The organism is Mycobacterium sp. E2462 (genome assembly GCF_001672685.1).
Lineage (GTDB): Bacteria > Actinomycetota > Actinomycetes > Mycobacteriales > Mycobacteriaceae > Mycobacterium.
Map to the genome: position 1 here is coordinate 1 of NZ_LZKC01000139.1, position 17422 is coordinate 17422.

A 17422-nucleotide genomic window follows, 5' to 3' on the forward strand; every position below is an offset into this window, starting at 1 on the left:
GCATGCGTCCGCAGCCGCAGGCGCGCTTAACGAAAGCCGCTGCGCCACAGACTGTTCCGGCCGATGCTGCGCGCGGCCCATTGTGACGACCGCGGCGCATACCATGCAGGTCCGCACCACAGTTACCGTCCGGCGCAGGAAATTCCCCGAATCGCGCACGTTTTGGCCGCCGCGCGCAGCATCGGCCGGAACAGTCTGTGGCGCAGCGGCTTTCGTTAAGCGCGCCTGCGGCTGCGGACGCATGCTGATCGGTCGGGTGAACGGCCGCGGTGCGAGCCCCGGCCGGCGTCCTTGCGCCGCGTTGGCGGCGTGGTCGCGAGGGCGGGGGAGCGCCAGCGCTCGGGCGCAAGGCGTTCCCTTCCGCGACCGCGGGGATACGTCTTAGGCGGGCCTGAACCGAAGCGCGAAAAGCGGCGTGTCCGAAGGCGTGTGGCAAACTCCCGCGCCGAAACAGTTCGCGCCGTCGGTGATTCCGAAACGATCACAGGCACATATCGAATCCGGCGGTGGGCTGGCACAACGCCGCCGCACGACAAATCATGGCACGGGGCGCTTTTGAGGATTGCAGCCGCGACGATGCGCAGTGCACAAACTCCTCTGCCGTTGCGCGAGTGACGGTCGACGAGACGCCCCAGGAGGTACGACAAATCATGACGACGACGTGGGTGCCAGCCCAGACCTCATGTGGCCCACACTCGGGGCGCATCCTCGACACGGCGCGGGGAATCCTGATCGGCCTGCGGCGGTGCCCGTCGGACGCCGCCATGGAGGAATTGCATAGCGCGGCGGTTCGGCACAAGGTGCCGGTGTTCGCGATGGCGTGGGCGCTGGTGCACCTCGCCGGTGACGGCGAGAAGACCCCCAGTTTCGTCGATGCGCAGTCCGCGGCGCGGCACGAGTGGGGGCCGCTGTTCGAGCCGGTCGCCCTGACTTGCTGAGCGGCCACCGAGACGTTGGGACGGCCGAGCTTTCGAGGGGTAACCCGGCCGTCACCAACTTCCCTCCGCTCGCGTCCTGCGCCGCGCCGCCCCGGCCGCCCGCCCGGGTGTTCGGGCTGGTCGTGCAGTGGCCGACCCGCGCCAGGGGAGTCCTGTGCCGGCGCCGGCAGCGGGCGGCCTCTCGGCCGAACACCGGCTACGCCATCAGCCTTTTCCGGTAGGGAATGCCCTTTCCGGTAGGAAATGCCGCTAGTCCGCGGGCGGCAATGACCTTGGCGCCCTTGGGTCGCCGGGCGGTTCGATCTCCGGCGGTCCCGGTCGCCGCGACACGGTACGACGGTCGTCCGATTCCAGGGCGGCATTGCCGCCTGCCCGGCCACGCAGCGAGGGCCCACCTGCGCGTGCGCTCGCGACCCGGGTAGGCGTGGTCGGTGGTGCGTCGGCGGGCGCCTCGTCGGCCGGCGGGTGAGCGGCGTCGGAGGACGTCAGGTCGGAACTGACCCGGACCTTGCGGGTCCGTCTGAGCGCGAACGTGATCTCCTCGGTCTCCTCGAGGACCTCCTCGACCACGTGCCGGGCGGTGCGCCACGGGTGCGTCGTGCTGTCGACGACCCGCGTCACCAGCGGCGGGACCAGCGGGCGCAGCCACCGCGCCGCCACCTTGGTCACGTCGGGGATCGACGGGATCAGCGGTGTCACGCGTGGCGTGTGCTGCTCGACCTCGTTCGCCGGTGACGGCACCGCCGGTAGGTGCTGCGGCGCCGGCAGGGGCGCATCCATGGTGACCGCAGCCGGTTCCGCCGGCGGCGGGGCGACCGCCCGGCTCGCGGCCTCCGCTGCGGCGGCGATCGGCAGGTAGACGTCGTCGTCGGTGGGCTCGACGATCCGCTGCGCCGACGCCCGCGGCTCCAGCGCATCGGCCACCCGGCGCCGCTGGTGTTCGCGGTCGATTTCGAGCTGGGCCTCGATGGCGAGCCGGGCCTGGGTGAGTTGATGCTCGGCCCATAGTATTTCGGCTTCGCGGCGAACCTCGGCCCGCTTGATCGCGATCGCGGTATCGGCCTCGAGTTCGGCGCAGTCGCGCCGCAGGAGGGCGGTCGCGCGGCGTTCCCGGGTGGTCTCGCCCCGCCACGAGGCCACGATCATCGGCAAGGCGTAGAGCAGGACGCAGCTTGCGTCGACGGCGACGCGCAAGGTCAACGGACCCGGGCCGGCCAGCGTCACGTCGTTCAGGGCGAGCCAGCGCGCGCCGAGTCCCGGCTTCGCGACGGCCCGCCGACGCGCCTCGTCCAGCTCTCGCTGCGCGCGGGCGAGCTCGGCGTCCAGCTGCGGTGCGCGGGCGTCCCGCGCGGTGAGCGCGGCGTCGAGTTGCTGCTGGGCGTCGGCCAACAAGTCGTTGGCGGTGCGCGTCTCGGGGCCCGCTCCGGGGATACCGGTGATCCGGGTCTGCGGGCACGACGGCGACGGGTGGTATTCGCAACGGGCGGTCACCAGCGCCTGGTCTTGGCGCTCACGTGCCGCGTCGACGTCCGCGTCGAGCGCGCGGCGGGCATCCCGATCGCGTTGCAGCGCCGCCGCGGCCTGCATGACCGCGGGCGTGGCGTCGCCCTCGCGCGCGGCCCGTTCGTCGATCCGGCGATCGATGGCGCCGGAAAGCAGCGCGAGCAAGGCGAATTCGCCCACGACGACGCCGAGCGCCCCGGCCGCGGCCGCGCGGGCCGCGGTGGTCGTCCGGCTCCGGTGGCCCCCGACCAGGGTGCCGCGGGCGACCGCTCCCACCAGCAGCCCGGCGAGCACGGCGATAGCCGGGACCGACCACCCGGCCGTCCCGGCCAGGGCGGTGGCTCCCACCAGCCCGGCCACCACGCCTGCCCACACCGCACCGAGCAGGACGACGGCACCCGCGACGGCGTGCGCGGAGCGCTCCCGGTGACCACCCGGCTCGGCCTCAGGCCCGCCGCCGAGCCAGCCCAGCACCGCCGCCGGGGTTGCGGCCCGGCGCCGCACAGTAGTTTCCTGGGCGCTCATCAGATCTCGACACCTCCACCGGCAAGCCTCCCAAAACGGGGCCGGGTACATCGAATCGAAGACCCACGCTTGTGGCGTGGTTCACATCGGCGCCGGCGCCGGGCACATCACGCGGTCATTTCCTGCGACGCGGGCAGATCAGCGACCGATCCGACAGGCGACGTGAGACGGTGTAAGCCTATGACGAATCACGACTATGTCAGCTACGAGGAGTTCGGGCGCCGCTTTTTCGAGGTCGCCGTCACTCCGGAGCGTGTCGCGGCCGCCTTTGCCGACATCGCCGGGAACGAATTCGCCATGGAACCGATCGCGCAGGGGCCGGGCGGCATCGCCAAGGTCAGCGCGAACGTCAAGATCCAGGAACCGCAGGTCACCCGGCGGCTGGGTGACACCATCACCTTCCTCATCCACATCCCGTTGTCGATCGACCTGTTGCTGGACCTCAGGCTCGACAAGCAGCGCTTCGTCGTCTCCGGTGACATCGCCCTGCGCGCCACCGCCCGAGCCGCCGAACCGCTGCTGCTCATCGTCGACGTGGCGAAGCCGCGCCCCTCCGACATCACCGTCAACGTGTCGTCGAAATCCTTCCGCGGCGAGGTGCTACGGATCCTCGCGGGCGTCGACGGCGAGATCCGCCGGTTCATCGCCCAGTACGTCGCCGCCGAGATCGACGCGCCGCAGTCGCAGGCCGCGCAGATCATCGATGTGGCCCAGCAACTGCAGGAAGCGTGGCCCTGAGCGTCGCGGGTCACCGGCGTCACACGCATAGCCGCGGCTTCGTCCGGGTATCCCCACGGTTCGTTCGAGCAGCACTGGTGGAGAAGGGGCGGGCACGACTTTGGCACGAGTAGATGTTTCGGTGTCGTCGGAGGTGACGCCGGAGGCGGCGTGGAAGTTGGCCTCCGACCTGGGCCGATTCGACGAGTGGATGACGATATTCGCCGGCTGGCGCGGGCCCGTACCGTCCACGATCGAGGAGGGCACCGCCGTATCGTCGTGCGTCAAGGTCAAGGGATTCCGCAACGTCATCCACTGGACGGTGACCCGCTACGACGAGCCGAAAGCGATTGAGCTGCAGGGCCGGGGCCGCGGGGGGATCAAGCTGGGGGTGGCGATGGACGTCACCGACAACAAGCCTGGCACCACCTTTCACCTGACGGCCGACCTCCGGGGAGGCCTCCTCAGCGGGCCGATCGGCGGTCTGGTGGCCAAGGTGTTGCGCTCGGACGTGCAGAAGTCGGTGAACAACCTCGCGACGCTGCAGTCCGCGCCGCAGTAGTCAGCGGGCGGGATGGGCGGGTAGCCACGCCCGCTCGGCGTCGCGGTCGCGGCGGCGGTCCATGGAAAGCCACGACAAGCCGGCCCCGAAGGCCAGCATCGCGACGATGGCGGCGGCCACGCCCGCGCCGGGTTGGCCCAGGGCGAAGGTCGCTACGCACACCACGAACGCCAATAGCGCGCCTGCCACGACGATCAAGCCGGGCGTCAACCCGGCGCTGCGCTGCGCGTCGTGCGTCGACTCGTCGGTCGACCGCCCGGCGTTCCGGCCCCTGTCGACAGGATGTGGCCTCATCGGCTTCTCCTCTGCTGTCACTTCTGTTTCGTGCGTCTCTGAGGGCCTACCCGTCCGCTCGCCCGAACAAACGACTTCGCACAGTGGACGCGGGCCGGCTCCGCGCTAACCGGGTGGCAGCAGCCGGCGCGCCGGCCGGGTCTCGATGGCGTGAATGGTCAACGCGCGCCGCGCGATTCGCCAACCGCCGTCGGTGCGCTCGTACCGGTCGTCGTAGCGCAGGTGCCACACCACGTCGGTGATCTCGTCGCCGCGCTGACTCCAGTGATGCGCGACGCACGCCACGCGTCCCCGCGCGGCGCCCGGACGAGCGGCGGCGTCGTACACCTCCCCGACGATCGCGTGCTCGGTGCGGGTGACCGCCGCCACCGCCGACACGGCCGCGGTGATCGCGTCGCGGCCGCGATGCGACCGGACCGGCGTCAGATGCGCCGGCGGGTCCGGCACCGTCAGCTCGGCCGTCGCCGTGAAAAGGGCGGCCACGGACTCGAATTGGCGATCGTCGACATTGGCCGCGTAGCGGTGCACGAGGTCGTGCAGCGCCACCCGGTCCTCGGCGGCCAGCGTCATGGCAGGGCGGGCGGAGTCACGACGATCCCAGCGACAACCGCTGGGCACACGCCGACACCATGTCCTTGGCCCGCTCGATCTCGGCGGCCGGCGGCATCGCCAGGACCAGGCGGTCGGCGCCCTGGTCGAACAGCGCGGCCGCCCGCTCGGCGTCGATCTTGGTGACCAGGTGCCCCAGCGACACCTCCAGCGCCTCGGGGTCGCGTCCGGCCGCGGCCGCCTCGTCGCGCATCACCGCGATCAGCGACGCGAGCTCCGCGCCGGCGACCCCGAGGGGCTGGAACCCGTCGCCGAGGCGCCCCGCGCGGCGCGCGGCCGCCGGGCTGTGCCCACCGATGTGGATCGGGAGCCGCTCGCGGGCAACCGGTTTCGGAGAGCACGTGACGTCGTCGAAGCTGAAGAACTCGCCGCGAAACGAGACACCTTGCGGCCGGTCGGCCCACAGCGCCCGTAGCACCGCCAGCTGTTCGTCGGCGCGCCGGCCCCGGCTGGCGAAGTCCACGCCGCAGGCGGCCAGCTCCTCCTTGAGCCAACCGACACCGACGCACAGGCGCAACCGCCCGCCCGAGAGCGCGTCGACGGTAGCGACCCGCTTGGCCAGCGGCACCGGGTGGTGATTGGGCAGCACCAGCACTCCGGTGGCCAGCCCGAGCGTGCGGGTGTGGGCGGCCAGAAACGCCAGCAGGTCGAGCGGATCCGGGATGGGGCAGTCGGGTGCCAGCCCCACGCGTCCGGAACTGTCGTACGGGTACACGCTCTCGTAGCGGGTGACCAGCACGGTGTGCTCGACGGCGACGATCGACTCGAACCCGCACCCTTCGAGGTGCTGGGCGAAGGCCACCATCCACTCGGGATCGGCGGTGACGCCGTCGGCGACCGGGGCCACGACCGAGACCTTCATGGCCTGAAAGCTACAGGCCGGCCGGCGGGGCCCCGGCCGGCGCCGGCGTGATCGCCTCGCGCACCGCCTCCGCCAGCGCCGCGGCCCGGGGATCGGTGAACACCTCCTCCAGGAGCAGCGGCCTGCCGTCCGGACCGGTGAGCGGGACCCGCCAGTTGGGGTACTCGTCGACGGTGCCGGGCTGGTTCTGGGTGCGGCAGTCGCCGACGGCGTCGGTCAGCGCCACTCCCAGCAGTCGCGAGGGGGTCCGGCCCAGGTAGCGGTAGAGCGCCAGGATGACCGACTCGGGGTCGCTCACCCCGTCCGCCAGCGCCCCCACGCGGCGCAGTTCGGCCAGCCAGGCCGCCAGCTCCGCGCGATCAGCCGCCATCTCCTCGGCGACCGGGCGGGTGAGCAACCCGAGGGCATCGCGCAGCCGCACGTGCTCGCCCGCCAGGTAACCCGCGGTCGGCGGCAGGTCGTGGGTGGTCACCGAGGACAGGCAGTACTCGCGCCAGCGCTCGGCGCGCAGCGGGGTCCCGCCGGCAGTCGGGTCGTCGCGGTCCAGCTCGAACCACAGAATCGAGGTGCCCAGCAATCCGCGCAGCAGCAGGTAGTCGCGGACCCACGGCTCGACGGTGCCGAGGTCCTCGCCGACCACGACCGCGTCGGCCCGGTGGGCCTCCAGGGCGACGATGCCGATCATCGCCTCGTGGTCGTAGCGGACGTAGGTGCCCTGCGTGGGCGGCGCGCCGCCCGGGATCCACCACAACCGGAACAGGCCGATGATGTGGTCGATCCGCACGCCGCCGGCGTGGCGCAGCGCCGCGCGGATCAACGCGCGGAACGGCCGGTATTCCTGCGCCTCCAGCCGGTCGGGCCGCCACGGCGGCTGCGACCAGTCCTGGCCCAGCTGGTTGAACTCGTCGGGGGGCGCGCCCGCGGTGACGCCCAGCGCCAGCACGTCCTGCAGCGCCCAGGCGTCGGCGCCGTCGGGGTGCACGCCGACGGCGAGGTCGTGCATGACGCCGAGCGCCATCCCGGCGCGAATCGCCTGCGACTGCGCGGCGGCGAGTTGCTCGTCCAGTTGCCACTGCAGCCACCGGTGAAAATCCACGTCGGTCGCATGCTTGGCGACGAACTTCGCGACGCCTGGCGCTTCGGGATGCCGCAGCGACTCGGGCCAGGCGTGCCAGTCGGCGCCGTACTTCTCTGCCAGTGCGCAGTAGACGGCGAAGTCGTCGAGCGCGGCACCCTCCCGGTCCCGGAACGCCGCGTAGGCCAGCTCGCGGCCCGCCGAGCGCGGCACCGCGTGCAGCAGCTTCAGCGCGACCCGCTTGGCGGCCCAGCAGCCGTCGCGGTCAATGGTGTCGACGCGGCCGGCGCGCCGCTGGACGTCGTCGCGCAACCGGCGCACCCGGCTGCGCTTGGGTAGGTCCGCCAGCTCCGGGATCGCCTCGACGTGAAGATAAATCGGGTTGACGAAGCGCCGCGAGGTCGGCAGGTACGGCGAGGGCTCCATGGGTTTGGTGGGCGCCGCGGCGTGCAGCGGGTTCACCAGCAGATAGTCCGCGCCGTGGCGTGCGGCGGACCAGACCGCGAGATCGGTCAGATCGGTCAGGTCTCCGACGCCCCACGACTGCCGGGAGCGCACGCTGTACAGCTGAGTGGCCAGCCCCCACGCCCGTCGGGCGCCCATCCGTTCGGGCAGCCCGAGCCAGCCGGGCGTGACGATCAGCGCGGCGCTGCTCTGCGTCCCGCCCGAACGCAGCTGCACCCGGTGATACCCCAGCGGCAGGTCGTGGGGCAGCACGAAACTGGCTTCGCCGACCCAGCGACCGTCCAGGTCGAACGGCGGCGTGAAGTTGTCGACCTGTTGTACGTCGCCGCGGCGGGTGCCGTCCTCGAGCTCCAGCCACACCTCGGCGGCGTCGCCGTGGGTGACGTGCACCCAGAACCGGACCCGTTCCCCGGTGCGCCCGACGATGGTCGGCGGCAGCGGGCGGGCCCAGTAGGCCCGCAGCTCCGCGGTCAAGGCGGCGTTGCGCTCCTGTTCGCTGCCGGCCGCCACGCCCAGCGCCGCCAACACGGCGATCAGCGTGGCCGCGGGCACCGGCCGGCGGGTGCCGGTCCAGTCCTCATACTCCGCCGCTACGCCGTACCTGCCGGCCAACTCGACCAGTGAGGGCGCGAGCTCCGTCACGGGAGACGACCATCGGAGACATCCATGGCAGACATCTTGGTGCCCGGGTCGGCCGATCGGCGACCCGGACGCGCGCACGGCGCCTTCCGCGCCTTACTTCTCTATCAGTGGGCTCCCGAATGCGAGCGCTTGACAGGACGGGACGGCGATCCGCCATTACGATGCCTGAAGGGGAGGAAACATTCTCACGGGCAAGGGCCGGGAGTGATCTCGGCCCGCCACGCGGCCTCGCGCCCACGCGTGCGGCGCGGGCAGCCGGATTGACGTCAAGCAAACGAGAAGTGAATGCGCTCCGTCGCCGCGTGGCGAGGTCTCTACCGGTGCCTTACGGTTGTCGGAGAAATCTCGCGCAATGGAGATATCCAGGCGCATCAGCAGACCGGATGGTGAATTAAGTGGCGGAAGAAAGTCGCGGGCAGCGCGGGTCGGGCTACGGCCTGGGTTTGTCGACGCGCACCCAGGTGACCGGCTACCAGTTCCTCGCTCGCCGCACCGCGATGGCCCTGACCCGGTGGCGCGTGCGCATGGAGGTCGAGCCCGGCCGTCGGCAGAACCTGGCGGTCGTGGCGTCGGTGTCCGCCGCCCTGGTGATCTGCCTGGGCGCACTGCTGTACTCGTTCCTCAGCCCGGCCGGCCAGGTCGGCGACTCGCCGATCATCGCCGACCGGGATTCCGGTGCGCTGTACGTGCGGGTGGGTGACCGGCTGTACCCCGCGCTGAACCTGGCCTCCGCCCGCCTGATCACCGGCCGCGCGGACAACCCGCACCTGGTCAAGTCCAACCAGATCGCCACCCTGCCGCGCGGCCCGCTGGTGGGGATTCCCGGGGCGCCGTCGAGCTTCCACCCCACCAGCCCGGGGACATCCTCGTGGCTGGTGTGCGACACGGTTGCCGGGGCCACCGCCGGCGCCGGGACGCCGTCCGCGGCGACGGTCACCGTCATCGACGGAAACCCCGACCTGAGCAACCACCGCAAGGTGCTCAACGGCTCCGACGCGGTGGTGCTGAACTACGGCGGGGACGCGTGGGTGATCCGCGAGGGACGCCGCTCGCGCATCGACGCGACCAACCGGTCCGTGCTGCTGCCCCTCGGCCTGACCCCCGAGCAGGTCGGCCAGGCCAAGCCGATGAGCCGCGCCCTGTTCGACGCGCTGCCGGTGGGCCCGGAGCTCACCGTGCCGCAGATCCAGAACGCGGGCAGCGGCGCGTCGTTCCCGAACGCGCCGGGCCCGATCGGCACCGTGATCGTCACCCCGCAGATCAGCGGTCCGCAACAGTATTCGCTGGTGCTGGCCGACGGTGTGCAGACACTGCCTCCGCTGGTCGCCCAGATCCTGCAGAACGCCGGCCCCGGCAACACCAAGCCGGTGACGGTGGAACCGTCCGCCTTGGCCAAGATGCCGGTGGTCAACAAGCTGGACCTGTCGTCCTACCCGGACGCGCCGCTGAACGTGATGGACATCCGCGAGAACCCGGCGACCTGCTGGTGGTGGCAGAAGACCTCCGGGGAGAACCGGGCCCGCGTCCAGGTGATCTCCGGCGCGACCATCCCGGTCGCCGCGAAGGACATGAACAAGGTGGTGTCGCTGGTCAAGGCCGACACCACCGGCCGCGAGGCCGACCAGGTGTTCTTCGGTCCCGACTACGCCAACTTCGTGGCCGTCACCGGCAACGACCCCGGCGCCAAGACGACCGAGTCCCTGTGGTGGCTCACCGACGCCGGCGCCCGCTTCGGCGTCGACGACACCCGCGACGTGCGCGAGGCGCTCGGCTTGAAGAGCAAACCCGGCCTGGCGCCCTGGGTGGCGCTGCGGCTGCTCCCACAAGGACCGACCTTGTCGCGCGCCGATGCGCTGGTGGAGCACGACACCCTTCCGATGGATATGTCCCCTGCAGAGTTGGCGGTACCTAAGTGAAACGTGGATTCGCCCGGCCCACGCCGGAGAAGCCCCCGGTCATCAAGCCGGAAAACATTGTCCTCCCGACACCGCTGAGCATCCCGCCGCCGGAGGGCAAGCCCTGGTGGCTGGTGGTGGTCGGCGTCCTGGTGGTCGGCCTGCTGATCGGCATGGTCGGCATGACGTTCGCCAGCGGCTCGCACGTGTTCGGCGGCGCCGGCGCCATCTTCCCGATCTTCATGATCGGCGGCGTCGCGATGATGATGTTCGGCGGCCGGTTCGGCGGGCAGCAGCAGATGAGCCGCCCCAAGCTGGACTCGATGCGCGCCCAGTTCATGCTGATGCTGGACATGCTGCGCGAGACGGCGCACGAGTCGGCCGACAGCATGGACGCCAACTACCGGTGGTTCCACCCGGCGCCGACCACGCTGTCCGCGGCGGTGGGGTCGTCGCGGATGTGGGAGCGCAAGCCCGACGGCAAGGACCTCAACTTCGGCGTCGTGCGCGTGGGCGTCGGCATGACCCGCCCCGAGGTGACCTGGGGTGAGCCCCAGAACATGCCCACCGACATCGAGCTGGAGCCGGTGACCGGTAAGGCGCTGCAGGAGTTCGGTCGCTACCAGAGCGTCGTCTACAACCTGCCGAAGATGATCTCGCTGCTGGTCGAGCCGTGGTACGCGCTCGCCGGGGAGCGCGAGCAGGTGCTGGGCCTGATGCGGTCCATCGTCTGCCAACTGGCCTTCTCCCACGGGCCCGACCACGTGCGGATGATCGTGGTGAGCTCGGACCTCGACGAGTGGGACTGGGTGAAGTGGTTGCCGCACTTCGGCGACCCGCGGCGCCAGGACGCCGCCGGCAACGCCCGCATGGTGTACAGCGCCGTGCGCGAGTTCGCCGCGGAGCAGGCCGAACTGTTCGCCGGCCGCGGTTCCTTCACGCCGCGGCACGCCAGCTCGTCGGCGCAGACCCCGACCCCGCACACCGTCATCATCGCCGACGCCGTCGACCCGCAGTGGGAGTACGTGATCAGCTCCGAGGGCGTCGACGGGGTCACGTTCTTCGACCTGACCGGCTCGTCGATCTGGACCAACATCCCCGAGCGGACGCTGCGCTTCGACAAGTCGGGCGTCATCGAGGCGCTGCCCCGCGACCGCGACACCTGGATGGTCATCGACGAGAAGCCGTGGTTCTTCGCGCTCACCGACCACATCAGCGCGGTCGAGGCCGAGGAGTTCGCGCAGAAGCTGGCGCGGTGGCGCCTCGCCGAGGCCTACGAGGAGATCGGCCAGCGGGTCGCGCACATCGGCGCCCGCGACATCATGGCCTACTACGGCATCGACGACCCGGGCAACATCGACTTCGAGGCGCTCTGGGGCGCCCGCACCGACGCGATGGGCCGCTCGCGGCTGCGGGCGCCGTTCGGGGTGCGCTCGGACAACGGCGAGCTGCTGTTCCTCGACATGAAGTCGCTGGACGAGGGCGGCGACGGCCCGCACGGCGTCATGTCCGGAACCACCGGTTCGGGTAAGTCAACCCTGGTGCGGACGGTGATCGAATCGCTGATGCTCAGCCACCCGCCGCAGGACCTGCAGTTCGTGCTGGCCGACCTCAAGGGTGGGTCGGCGGTCAAGCCGTTCGCCGGGGTGCCGCACGTCTCGCGCATCATCACCGACCTGGAAGAGGACCAGGCCCTGATGGAGCGCTTCCTGGACGCCCTGTGGGGCGAGATCGCGCGCCGCAAGGCGATCTGCGACAGCGCCGGCGTCGACGACGCCAAGGAGTACAACTCGGTGCGGTCCCGCATGCGGGCGCGCGGGCAGGACATGCCGCCGTTGCCGATGCTGGTGGTCGTCATCGACGAGTTCTACGAGTGGTTCCGCATCATGCCGACGGCGGTCGACGTCCTCGACTCGATCGGCCGGCAGGGCCGCGCCTACTGGATCCACCTGATGATGGCGTCGCAGACCATCGAGAGCCGCGCCGAGAAGCTCATGGAGAACATGGGTTACCGGCTGGTCCTCAAGGCGCGGACCGCGGGCGCCGCGCAGGCGGCCGGCGTGCCCAACGCCGTGAACCTGCCCGCCAAGGCGGGCCTGGGGTACTTCCGCCGGAGCCTCGAGGACATCGTCCGGTTCCAGGCCGAGTTCCTGTGGCGGGACTACTTCCCGCGCGGCATCACCGACGACGGCGAGGTGGCGCCGACGCTGGTGCACACCATCGACTACGTGCGCCCGCAGCTGTTCACCAACTCGTTCACGCCGCTCGAGGTGAGCGTCGGGGGTCCCGACATCCCGCCGGCCATCCCGACCAACGGTGACGCGCTGCCGATCGAGGCGGCCGAGGAGGACGACGCCGAAGGGATCCGGACGCCGAAGGTCGGCACCGTGATCATCGACCAGCTGCGCAAGATCGACTTCGAGCCGTACCGGCTCTGGCAGCCGCCGCTGAACACGCCCGTCGCCATCGATGATCTGGTCAACCGCTTCCTCGGCCACTCGTGGCAGGAGGATTACGGCAAGGCGCAGAACCTGGTGTTCCCCATCGGAATCATCGACCGCCCGTTCAAGCACGACCAGCCGCCGTGGACCGTGGACACCTCCGGGCCGGGCGCCAACGTGCTGATCCTGGGCGCCGGTGGGTCGGGCAAGACGACGGCCCTGCAGACGCTGATCTGTTCGGCGGCGCTGACCCACACGCCCCAGCAGGTGCAGTTCTACTGCTTGGCGTACAGCAGCACCGCGCTGACGACCGTCGCCCGCCTTCCGCACGTCGGTGAGGTGGCCGGCCCGACCGACCCGTACGGGGTGCGCCGCACGGTGGCCGAGCTGTTGGCGCTGGTGCGCCAGCGCAAGAGCACGTTCCTCGAGTACGGGATCGCCTCGATGGAGGTGTTCCGGCGCCGCAAGTTCGGCGGCGAGCCCGGCCCCGTGCCCAACGACGGGTTCGGCGACGTCTACCTGGTGGTCGACAACTACCGCGCCCTGGCCGAGGAGAACGAGGTCCTCATCGACCAGGTGAACGTGATCATCAACCAGGGCCCGTCGTTCGGCGTGCACGTCATCGTCACCGCCGACCGCGAATCCGAGCTGCGGCCGCCGGTGCGCAGCGGCTTCGGCTCCCGGGTGGAGCTGCGGCTGGCCGCGGTGGAGGACGCGAAGCTGGTGCGTTCCCGGTTCGCCAAGGAGGTTCCGGTCAAGCCGGGCCGCGGCATGGTCGCCGTCAACTACGTGCGCCTGGACTCCGACCCGCAGGCCGGTCTGCACACCCTGATCGCCCGCCCGGCGCTGGGCAGCACGCCCGACAACAACTTCGAGTCGAGCAGCGTCGGCGAGGCCGTCAGCCGGCTCGCCAGCGGGCAGGCCCCGCCGGTGCGTCGTCTCCCGGCGACGTTCAGCGTGGACCAGCTCCGCGAGCTCGCCGCCGGCGACGCCCGCCAAGGGGTCGGTGCCGGTGGGATCGTCTGGGCCATCTCGGAATTGGACCTGTCGCCGGTGTACCTCAACTTCGCGGAGAACGCGCACCTGATGGTGACGGGCCGCCGCGAATGTGGGCGCACCACCACGCTGGCGACGATCATGTCGGAGATCGGCCGGCTGTACGCGCCAGGCGCCAGCAGCGCGCCGCCGCCCCCGGCAGGACAGCCGTCGGCGCAGGTGTGGTTGGTGGACCCCCGTCGCCAGCTGCTGACCACGCTGGGCTCGGACTACGTCGAGAAGTTCGCCTACAACCTCGACGGCGTGCAGGCGATGATGGGGGAGTTGGCCGCGGTGCTGGCCGGCCGCGAACCCCCGCCCGGCTTGTCCGCGACGGAGCTGCTATCGCGCAACTGGTGGAGCGGCCCGGAGATCTTCGTGATCGTCGACGACATCCAGCAGCTGCCGGCTGGTTTCGATTCGCCACTGCACAAGGCCGCGCCATGGGTCACCAGGGCCGCGGACGTCGGGCTGCACGTCATCGTCACGCGGACGTTCGGTGGTTGGTCGTCGGCGGGCAGCGACCCGATGCTGCGGGCCCTGGCCCAGGCGAACGCGCCGCTGCTGGTCATGGACGCCGACCCCGACGAGGGCTTTATCCGCGGCAAGATGAAGGGCGGTCCGCTGCCCCGCGGCCGAGGCCTGCTGATGGCCGAGGACACCGGCATCTTCGTCCAGGTCGCGGCCACCGAAATCCGCAAATAGCGTCCCTACCGCTGCACTGGGCTGAGCCTCGCTCAGTTCCAGTGCAGCGGTAGGCTTTTCAGCGCGAAACTCTTGGACGGGAACTTGATCTCGGGCGTGTAGTCGTCGGGCAGTTCGAAGTCCGGCAGCTGCCGCAGCCATTCGGCCACGATCACCGTCAGCTCGATGCGCGCCAGGTGAGACCCCAGGCAGCGGTGCGGTCCACCGCCGAACCCCCAGTGCCGGTGCACCTTTCCGTCCATCACCAGTTCGTTGGTGGACATCGAGTCGCTGTCGTCCCGGTTGACGGCGGCCATGCACAGCCGCACGTGGGTGCCCGGCGGCAGCGTCATTCCGCCGACGTTGACGTACTGCGTCGTGATGCGCGGGGCCACCGGCGCCGAGGGTTCCAGGCGAACGATCTCCTCGATGAATACCCGGATCTGCCTTGGGTTGTCGCGCAACTCGCGCCGCAGCCCGGGCCGGCGGGCCAATTCATACAGGGAGAACCCGATGGCCGCCGTCACGGTGTCGAGGCCGGCCAGGATCAACAGGTGACTCATGCCCAGCAGTTCTAGGTCGCTGAGCTCGCCGTCGCTGGCCATGACCTGCGACAGCATGTCCGACCCAGGGTTTTGCCGGCGCTCCTGAATCACCGTGGCCAGGTACTCCAGGAGCATGCGACCCTGCTCCATGTCGGCCTGGCTCAGGAAGGGCTTGTCGGAGATGACGGCGTCCTTGGCGGCGATCAGGCGGTCGCGGTCCTCCATCGGCAGGCCGTAGAGGTCCATGAACACCTGGAACGGGTACAGCCGCGCGAAGTCCGCCATCACTTCGCATTCGCCGCGGTCGGCGAACGCCCCGATCATCTCGGCCGCATGCCGCTCCAGTACCGGGCGCGACTTGCTCAGGGCGTGCGGGCTGAAGAACGGTTGCAGCGCCCTGCGGTAGCGGGTGTGTTGCGGTGGGTCAAAGGCCAACGGCAGCACGGGCAATGGGTGCCCGGGCGGCTGCAGCACGGTCGACGAAAACACCTTCGGGTTACGCAGCGCGCTCAGCACGTCCTCGCGCCGCGTGATGTAGTAGTGGCCGTTCATGAACACGACCGGCCCCGCGTCACGCAGCGCCTTCCAGCCCACACCCCGGTCCTCGGCCAGCGGCAATTTCTCGAAATCAAGCCGCGGCAGGTGGAACGCCCCTGGCTGGTCGCTCATGCGCTCATATCTCCGGTCGTCTTCTCTTCGGTTGTGTGAGCTGTCCCCCGGGACGGCGCGTGAACGTCGGGCCACCACGGCCTTCAATATCGCATGCACGGCAAGGGAACACGCGCTCGGTGACCCGAGCTAGTCGATGGTTTTCGGCCGTCGGTGCCGGTCGGCGACCATCTTCTACACTTTACCGACCCACTAATCTGGGTATCGATCCGTCAACTGCCACGGCGGCTACGGCGCCGGGCCGCCCAGGGAGGCACCTCGTGAGGGTTCGTCTGGAGAAGTCGAAGTGTGTCGGGCACGCGCAGTGCTACGCCGTCGACCCAGACCTGTTCCCGATCGACGAGTCGGGCTACTCCCTCCTGGAAGACCACGATGTGCGGCCCGGTGACGAGGAGCTGACCCGCGAGGGCGTGGCATCCTGCCCCGAGATGGCATTGGTCCTCGACGAGGACTGACGCGCGCGGGTAACGAGTCGCAAGCAAACTGCGGGTAAACAATGCCTTGCCGCGGATGAACTTTGGCCGACCGGGAGTGAACAGTCGCTGGCCTGGAATGAACAGTTGGCATCGCTGGTCGGTGTTCGCCTCATAACGAACTAATCTCAGTGCCGAGCGACAGTTTACCGAGAAGGCGAGCTGTCGCTCGGTTGCTGACAACGGGGGTTCCAGCCGAGGCAGAGGGTGCATGTCGTTCCTGAGCGGATGTCCGAAAAGCGCGGTAGCACAGCGCATTTGCGGATACGAGGGCTCGAGCGGCGGGCGTCTGTGCGACCGGCCGATGAGGTTGCGGGACGCGATGATCCGGGCCGCCATCCCCCCTGACTCAACAGCCGCAGGGTGGCGTCGTTTACAAAGCCGTGACCACGGCCACAACTGATTCCTATGCGACCGCCGAGATTGCCAGTGGTCTCGGTTGACTGAGGAGGACACGGTGTTTGACTTCGGAGCGAGACCGCCCGAAATCAATTCCGGTCTCATGTATGCGGGTCCGGGTTCGGGGCCGATGATGGCTGCGGCCGCCGCGTGGGATGAGATTGCCGCTGAAGTGGGCACCGCGGCGAGTGGTTATTCGTCGGTGGTGACGGAGTTGAGCGGCGGTCCGTGGGTGGGGCCGGCGTCGGCGTCGATGCTCAAGGCGGTGACGCCGTATGTGTCGTGGTTGTCGGTGATGGCGGCGATGGCCGAGGACACCGCGAGTCAGGGTCGGGCGGCGGCGGCGGCCTATGAGGCGGCGTTCGCGATGACGGTGCCGCCGCCGGTGATTGCGGCGAACCGGGTCCTCCTGGCGACGCTGATCGCGACGAACTTCTTCGGGCAGAATTCCGCGGCGATCGCGGCCACCGAGGCGCAGTACGCCGAGATGTGGGCTCAGGACGCGGCGGCGATGTATGGCTACGCGGGCGCCTCGGCGTTGGCCTCGGCGCTCGAGCCGTTCCCGGCGCCGCCGAACACCACGACCCCGGACGCCACCACCGACCAGGCCATGGCCGTCTCCCGGGCCGCCGCCGAGCCTGCGGGCAACACCGCGCAGACCACGGCCAACGCCACCACCCAACTCGTCACGACGGCGGCGCCCACCCAACAGCTGGCGGCGGCCGCCACCACGGATCCGCCAGGACCGTTGACCTGGCTCACGAACGCCATTCAGAGCTACCTGGATTCCGGGTTGCCCACGCCGACCAACAACTACCTCGGTCTCAACCCCACGCTGTACACGGTGTTGCTGAAGCAGACCTCCGGTCTGGCGTACTTCTCCAACGGTATCGCCAACTTCGGCTGGTCGATCGCTCAGCAGCTGACGTTCGGTCCCGGTGGTGACACGGCGGGTGCTGGTGGCGCGTGGTTCCCGACGCCGCAGTTCGCCTCTTTGGGGTTGGGCAACTTGGGTGGCGTTGGCCGTGGTCTGCGCGGTGTTGCCCGCAGGCTCGGCGGCGGCCCGGGAGACGGCCATGGCCTGGTCGG

At 70.2% G+C, this 17422-nt stretch carries 13 protein-coding genes; 7 read left to right on the forward strand and 6 right to left on the reverse strand.

Going from position 1 to position 17422, the window contains the following annotated elements; translation table 11 throughout:
- The first annotated feature begins 650 nt into the window (after nt 1–650).
- Nucleotides 651–938: an ANTAR domain-containing protein gene (locus A5714_RS06545; protein WP_068075445.1), complete on the forward strand. Its 288-nt coding sequence runs from the start codon at nt 651–653 to the stop codon at nt 936–938.
- Nucleotides 939–1187: 249 nt separating this feature from the next.
- Here A5714_RS06545 and A5714_RS06550 read toward each other — a convergent pair whose 3' ends face one another.
- Nucleotides 1188–2966, reverse strand: coding sequence for a DUF4407 domain-containing protein (locus tag A5714_RS06550; protein ID WP_068283983.1), 1779 nt, complete (start codon nt 2964–2966; stop codon nt 1188–1190).
- A 180-nt stretch (nt 2967–3146) separates the two neighbouring features.
- Between A5714_RS06550 and A5714_RS06555 the strand changes: the two genes are divergently transcribed.
- The gene (locus tag A5714_RS06555) at nt 3147–3704 is read left to right on the forward strand and encodes a hypothetical protein (protein WP_068075438.1); all 558 of its coding nucleotides are present in this window, start codon (nt 3147–3149) and stop codon (nt 3702–3704) included.
- A gap of 100 nt (nt 3705–3804) precedes the next feature.
- Complete coding sequence (locus A5714_RS06560; protein WP_082959598.1) at nt 3805–4245, forward strand: SRPBCC family protein; 441 nt, start codon at nt 3805–3807, stop codon at nt 4243–4245.
- Here the strand turns inward: A5714_RS06560 and A5714_RS06565 are convergent, their stop codons facing one another.
- The 4 genes from A5714_RS06565 to malQ all read right to left on the reverse strand — a co-directional run bounded on the left by A5714_RS06565 (nt 4246) and on the right by malQ (nt 8192).
- Complete coding sequence (locus A5714_RS06565) at nt 4246–4539, reverse strand: hypothetical protein (RefSeq protein ID WP_068075435.1); 294 nt, start codon at nt 4537–4539, stop codon at nt 4246–4248.
- 105 nt (nt 4540–4644) lie between these two features.
- Nucleotides 4645–5109 carry a nuclear transport factor 2 family protein gene (locus A5714_RS06570; protein WP_068283986.1) on the reverse strand — a complete coding sequence of 155 codons (465 nt, stop codon included), beginning with the start codon at nt 5107–5109 and terminating at the stop codon, nt 4645–4647.
- A 16-nt stretch (nt 5110–5125) separates the two neighbouring features.
- A complete protein-coding gene (locus tag A5714_RS06575; protein WP_068283991.1) occupies nt 5126–6010 on the reverse strand; it encodes an LLM class F420-dependent oxidoreductase in 885 nt (294 codons plus the stop codon).
- Between the two features lie 10 nt (nt 6011–6020).
- Complete coding sequence (gene malQ / locus A5714_RS06580; RefSeq protein WP_068283993.1) at nt 6021–8192, reverse strand: 4-alpha-glucanotransferase; 2172 nt, start codon at nt 8190–8192, stop codon at nt 6021–6023.
- A 395-nt stretch (nt 8193–8587) separates the two neighbouring features.
- Here malQ and eccB point away from each other — a divergent pair, with 395 nt between their 5' ends.
- Both eccB and eccCa read left to right on the forward strand, forming a co-directional pair.
- The gene (eccB, locus tag A5714_RS06585) at nt 8588–10108 is read left to right on the forward strand and encodes a type VII secretion protein EccB (protein WP_068075425.1); all 1521 of its coding nucleotides are present in this window, start codon (nt 8588–8590) and stop codon (nt 10106–10108) included.
- The gene (eccCa, locus tag A5714_RS06590) at nt 10105–14268 is read left to right on the forward strand and encodes a type VII secretion protein EccCa (RefSeq protein ID WP_068283996.1); all 4164 of its coding nucleotides are present in this window, start codon (nt 10105–10107) and stop codon (nt 14266–14268) included. The genes eccB and eccCa overlap by 4 nt, the downstream gene beginning before the upstream one ends.
- 32 nt (nt 14269–14300) lie before the next feature.
- Here eccCa and A5714_RS06595 read toward each other — a convergent pair whose 3' ends face one another.
- A complete protein-coding gene (locus tag A5714_RS06595) occupies nt 14301–15461 on the reverse strand; it encodes a cytochrome P450 (protein ID WP_068075421.1) in 1161 nt (386 codons plus the stop codon).
- A gap of 260 nt (nt 15462–15721) precedes the next feature.
- Between A5714_RS06595 and A5714_RS06600 the strand changes: the two genes are divergently transcribed.
- Both A5714_RS06600 and A5714_RS06605 read left to right on the forward strand, forming a co-directional pair.
- Nucleotides 15722–15916, forward strand: a complete 195-nt coding sequence (locus A5714_RS06600) for a ferredoxin (RefSeq protein ID WP_068075418.1) — start codon at nt 15722–15724, stop codon at nt 15914–15916.
- Nucleotides 15917–16391: 475 nt separating this feature from the next.
- A partial coding sequence (locus A5714_RS06605) for a PPE family protein (protein WP_082959599.1) occupies nt 16392–17422 on the forward strand: 1031 nt, incomplete at its 3' end.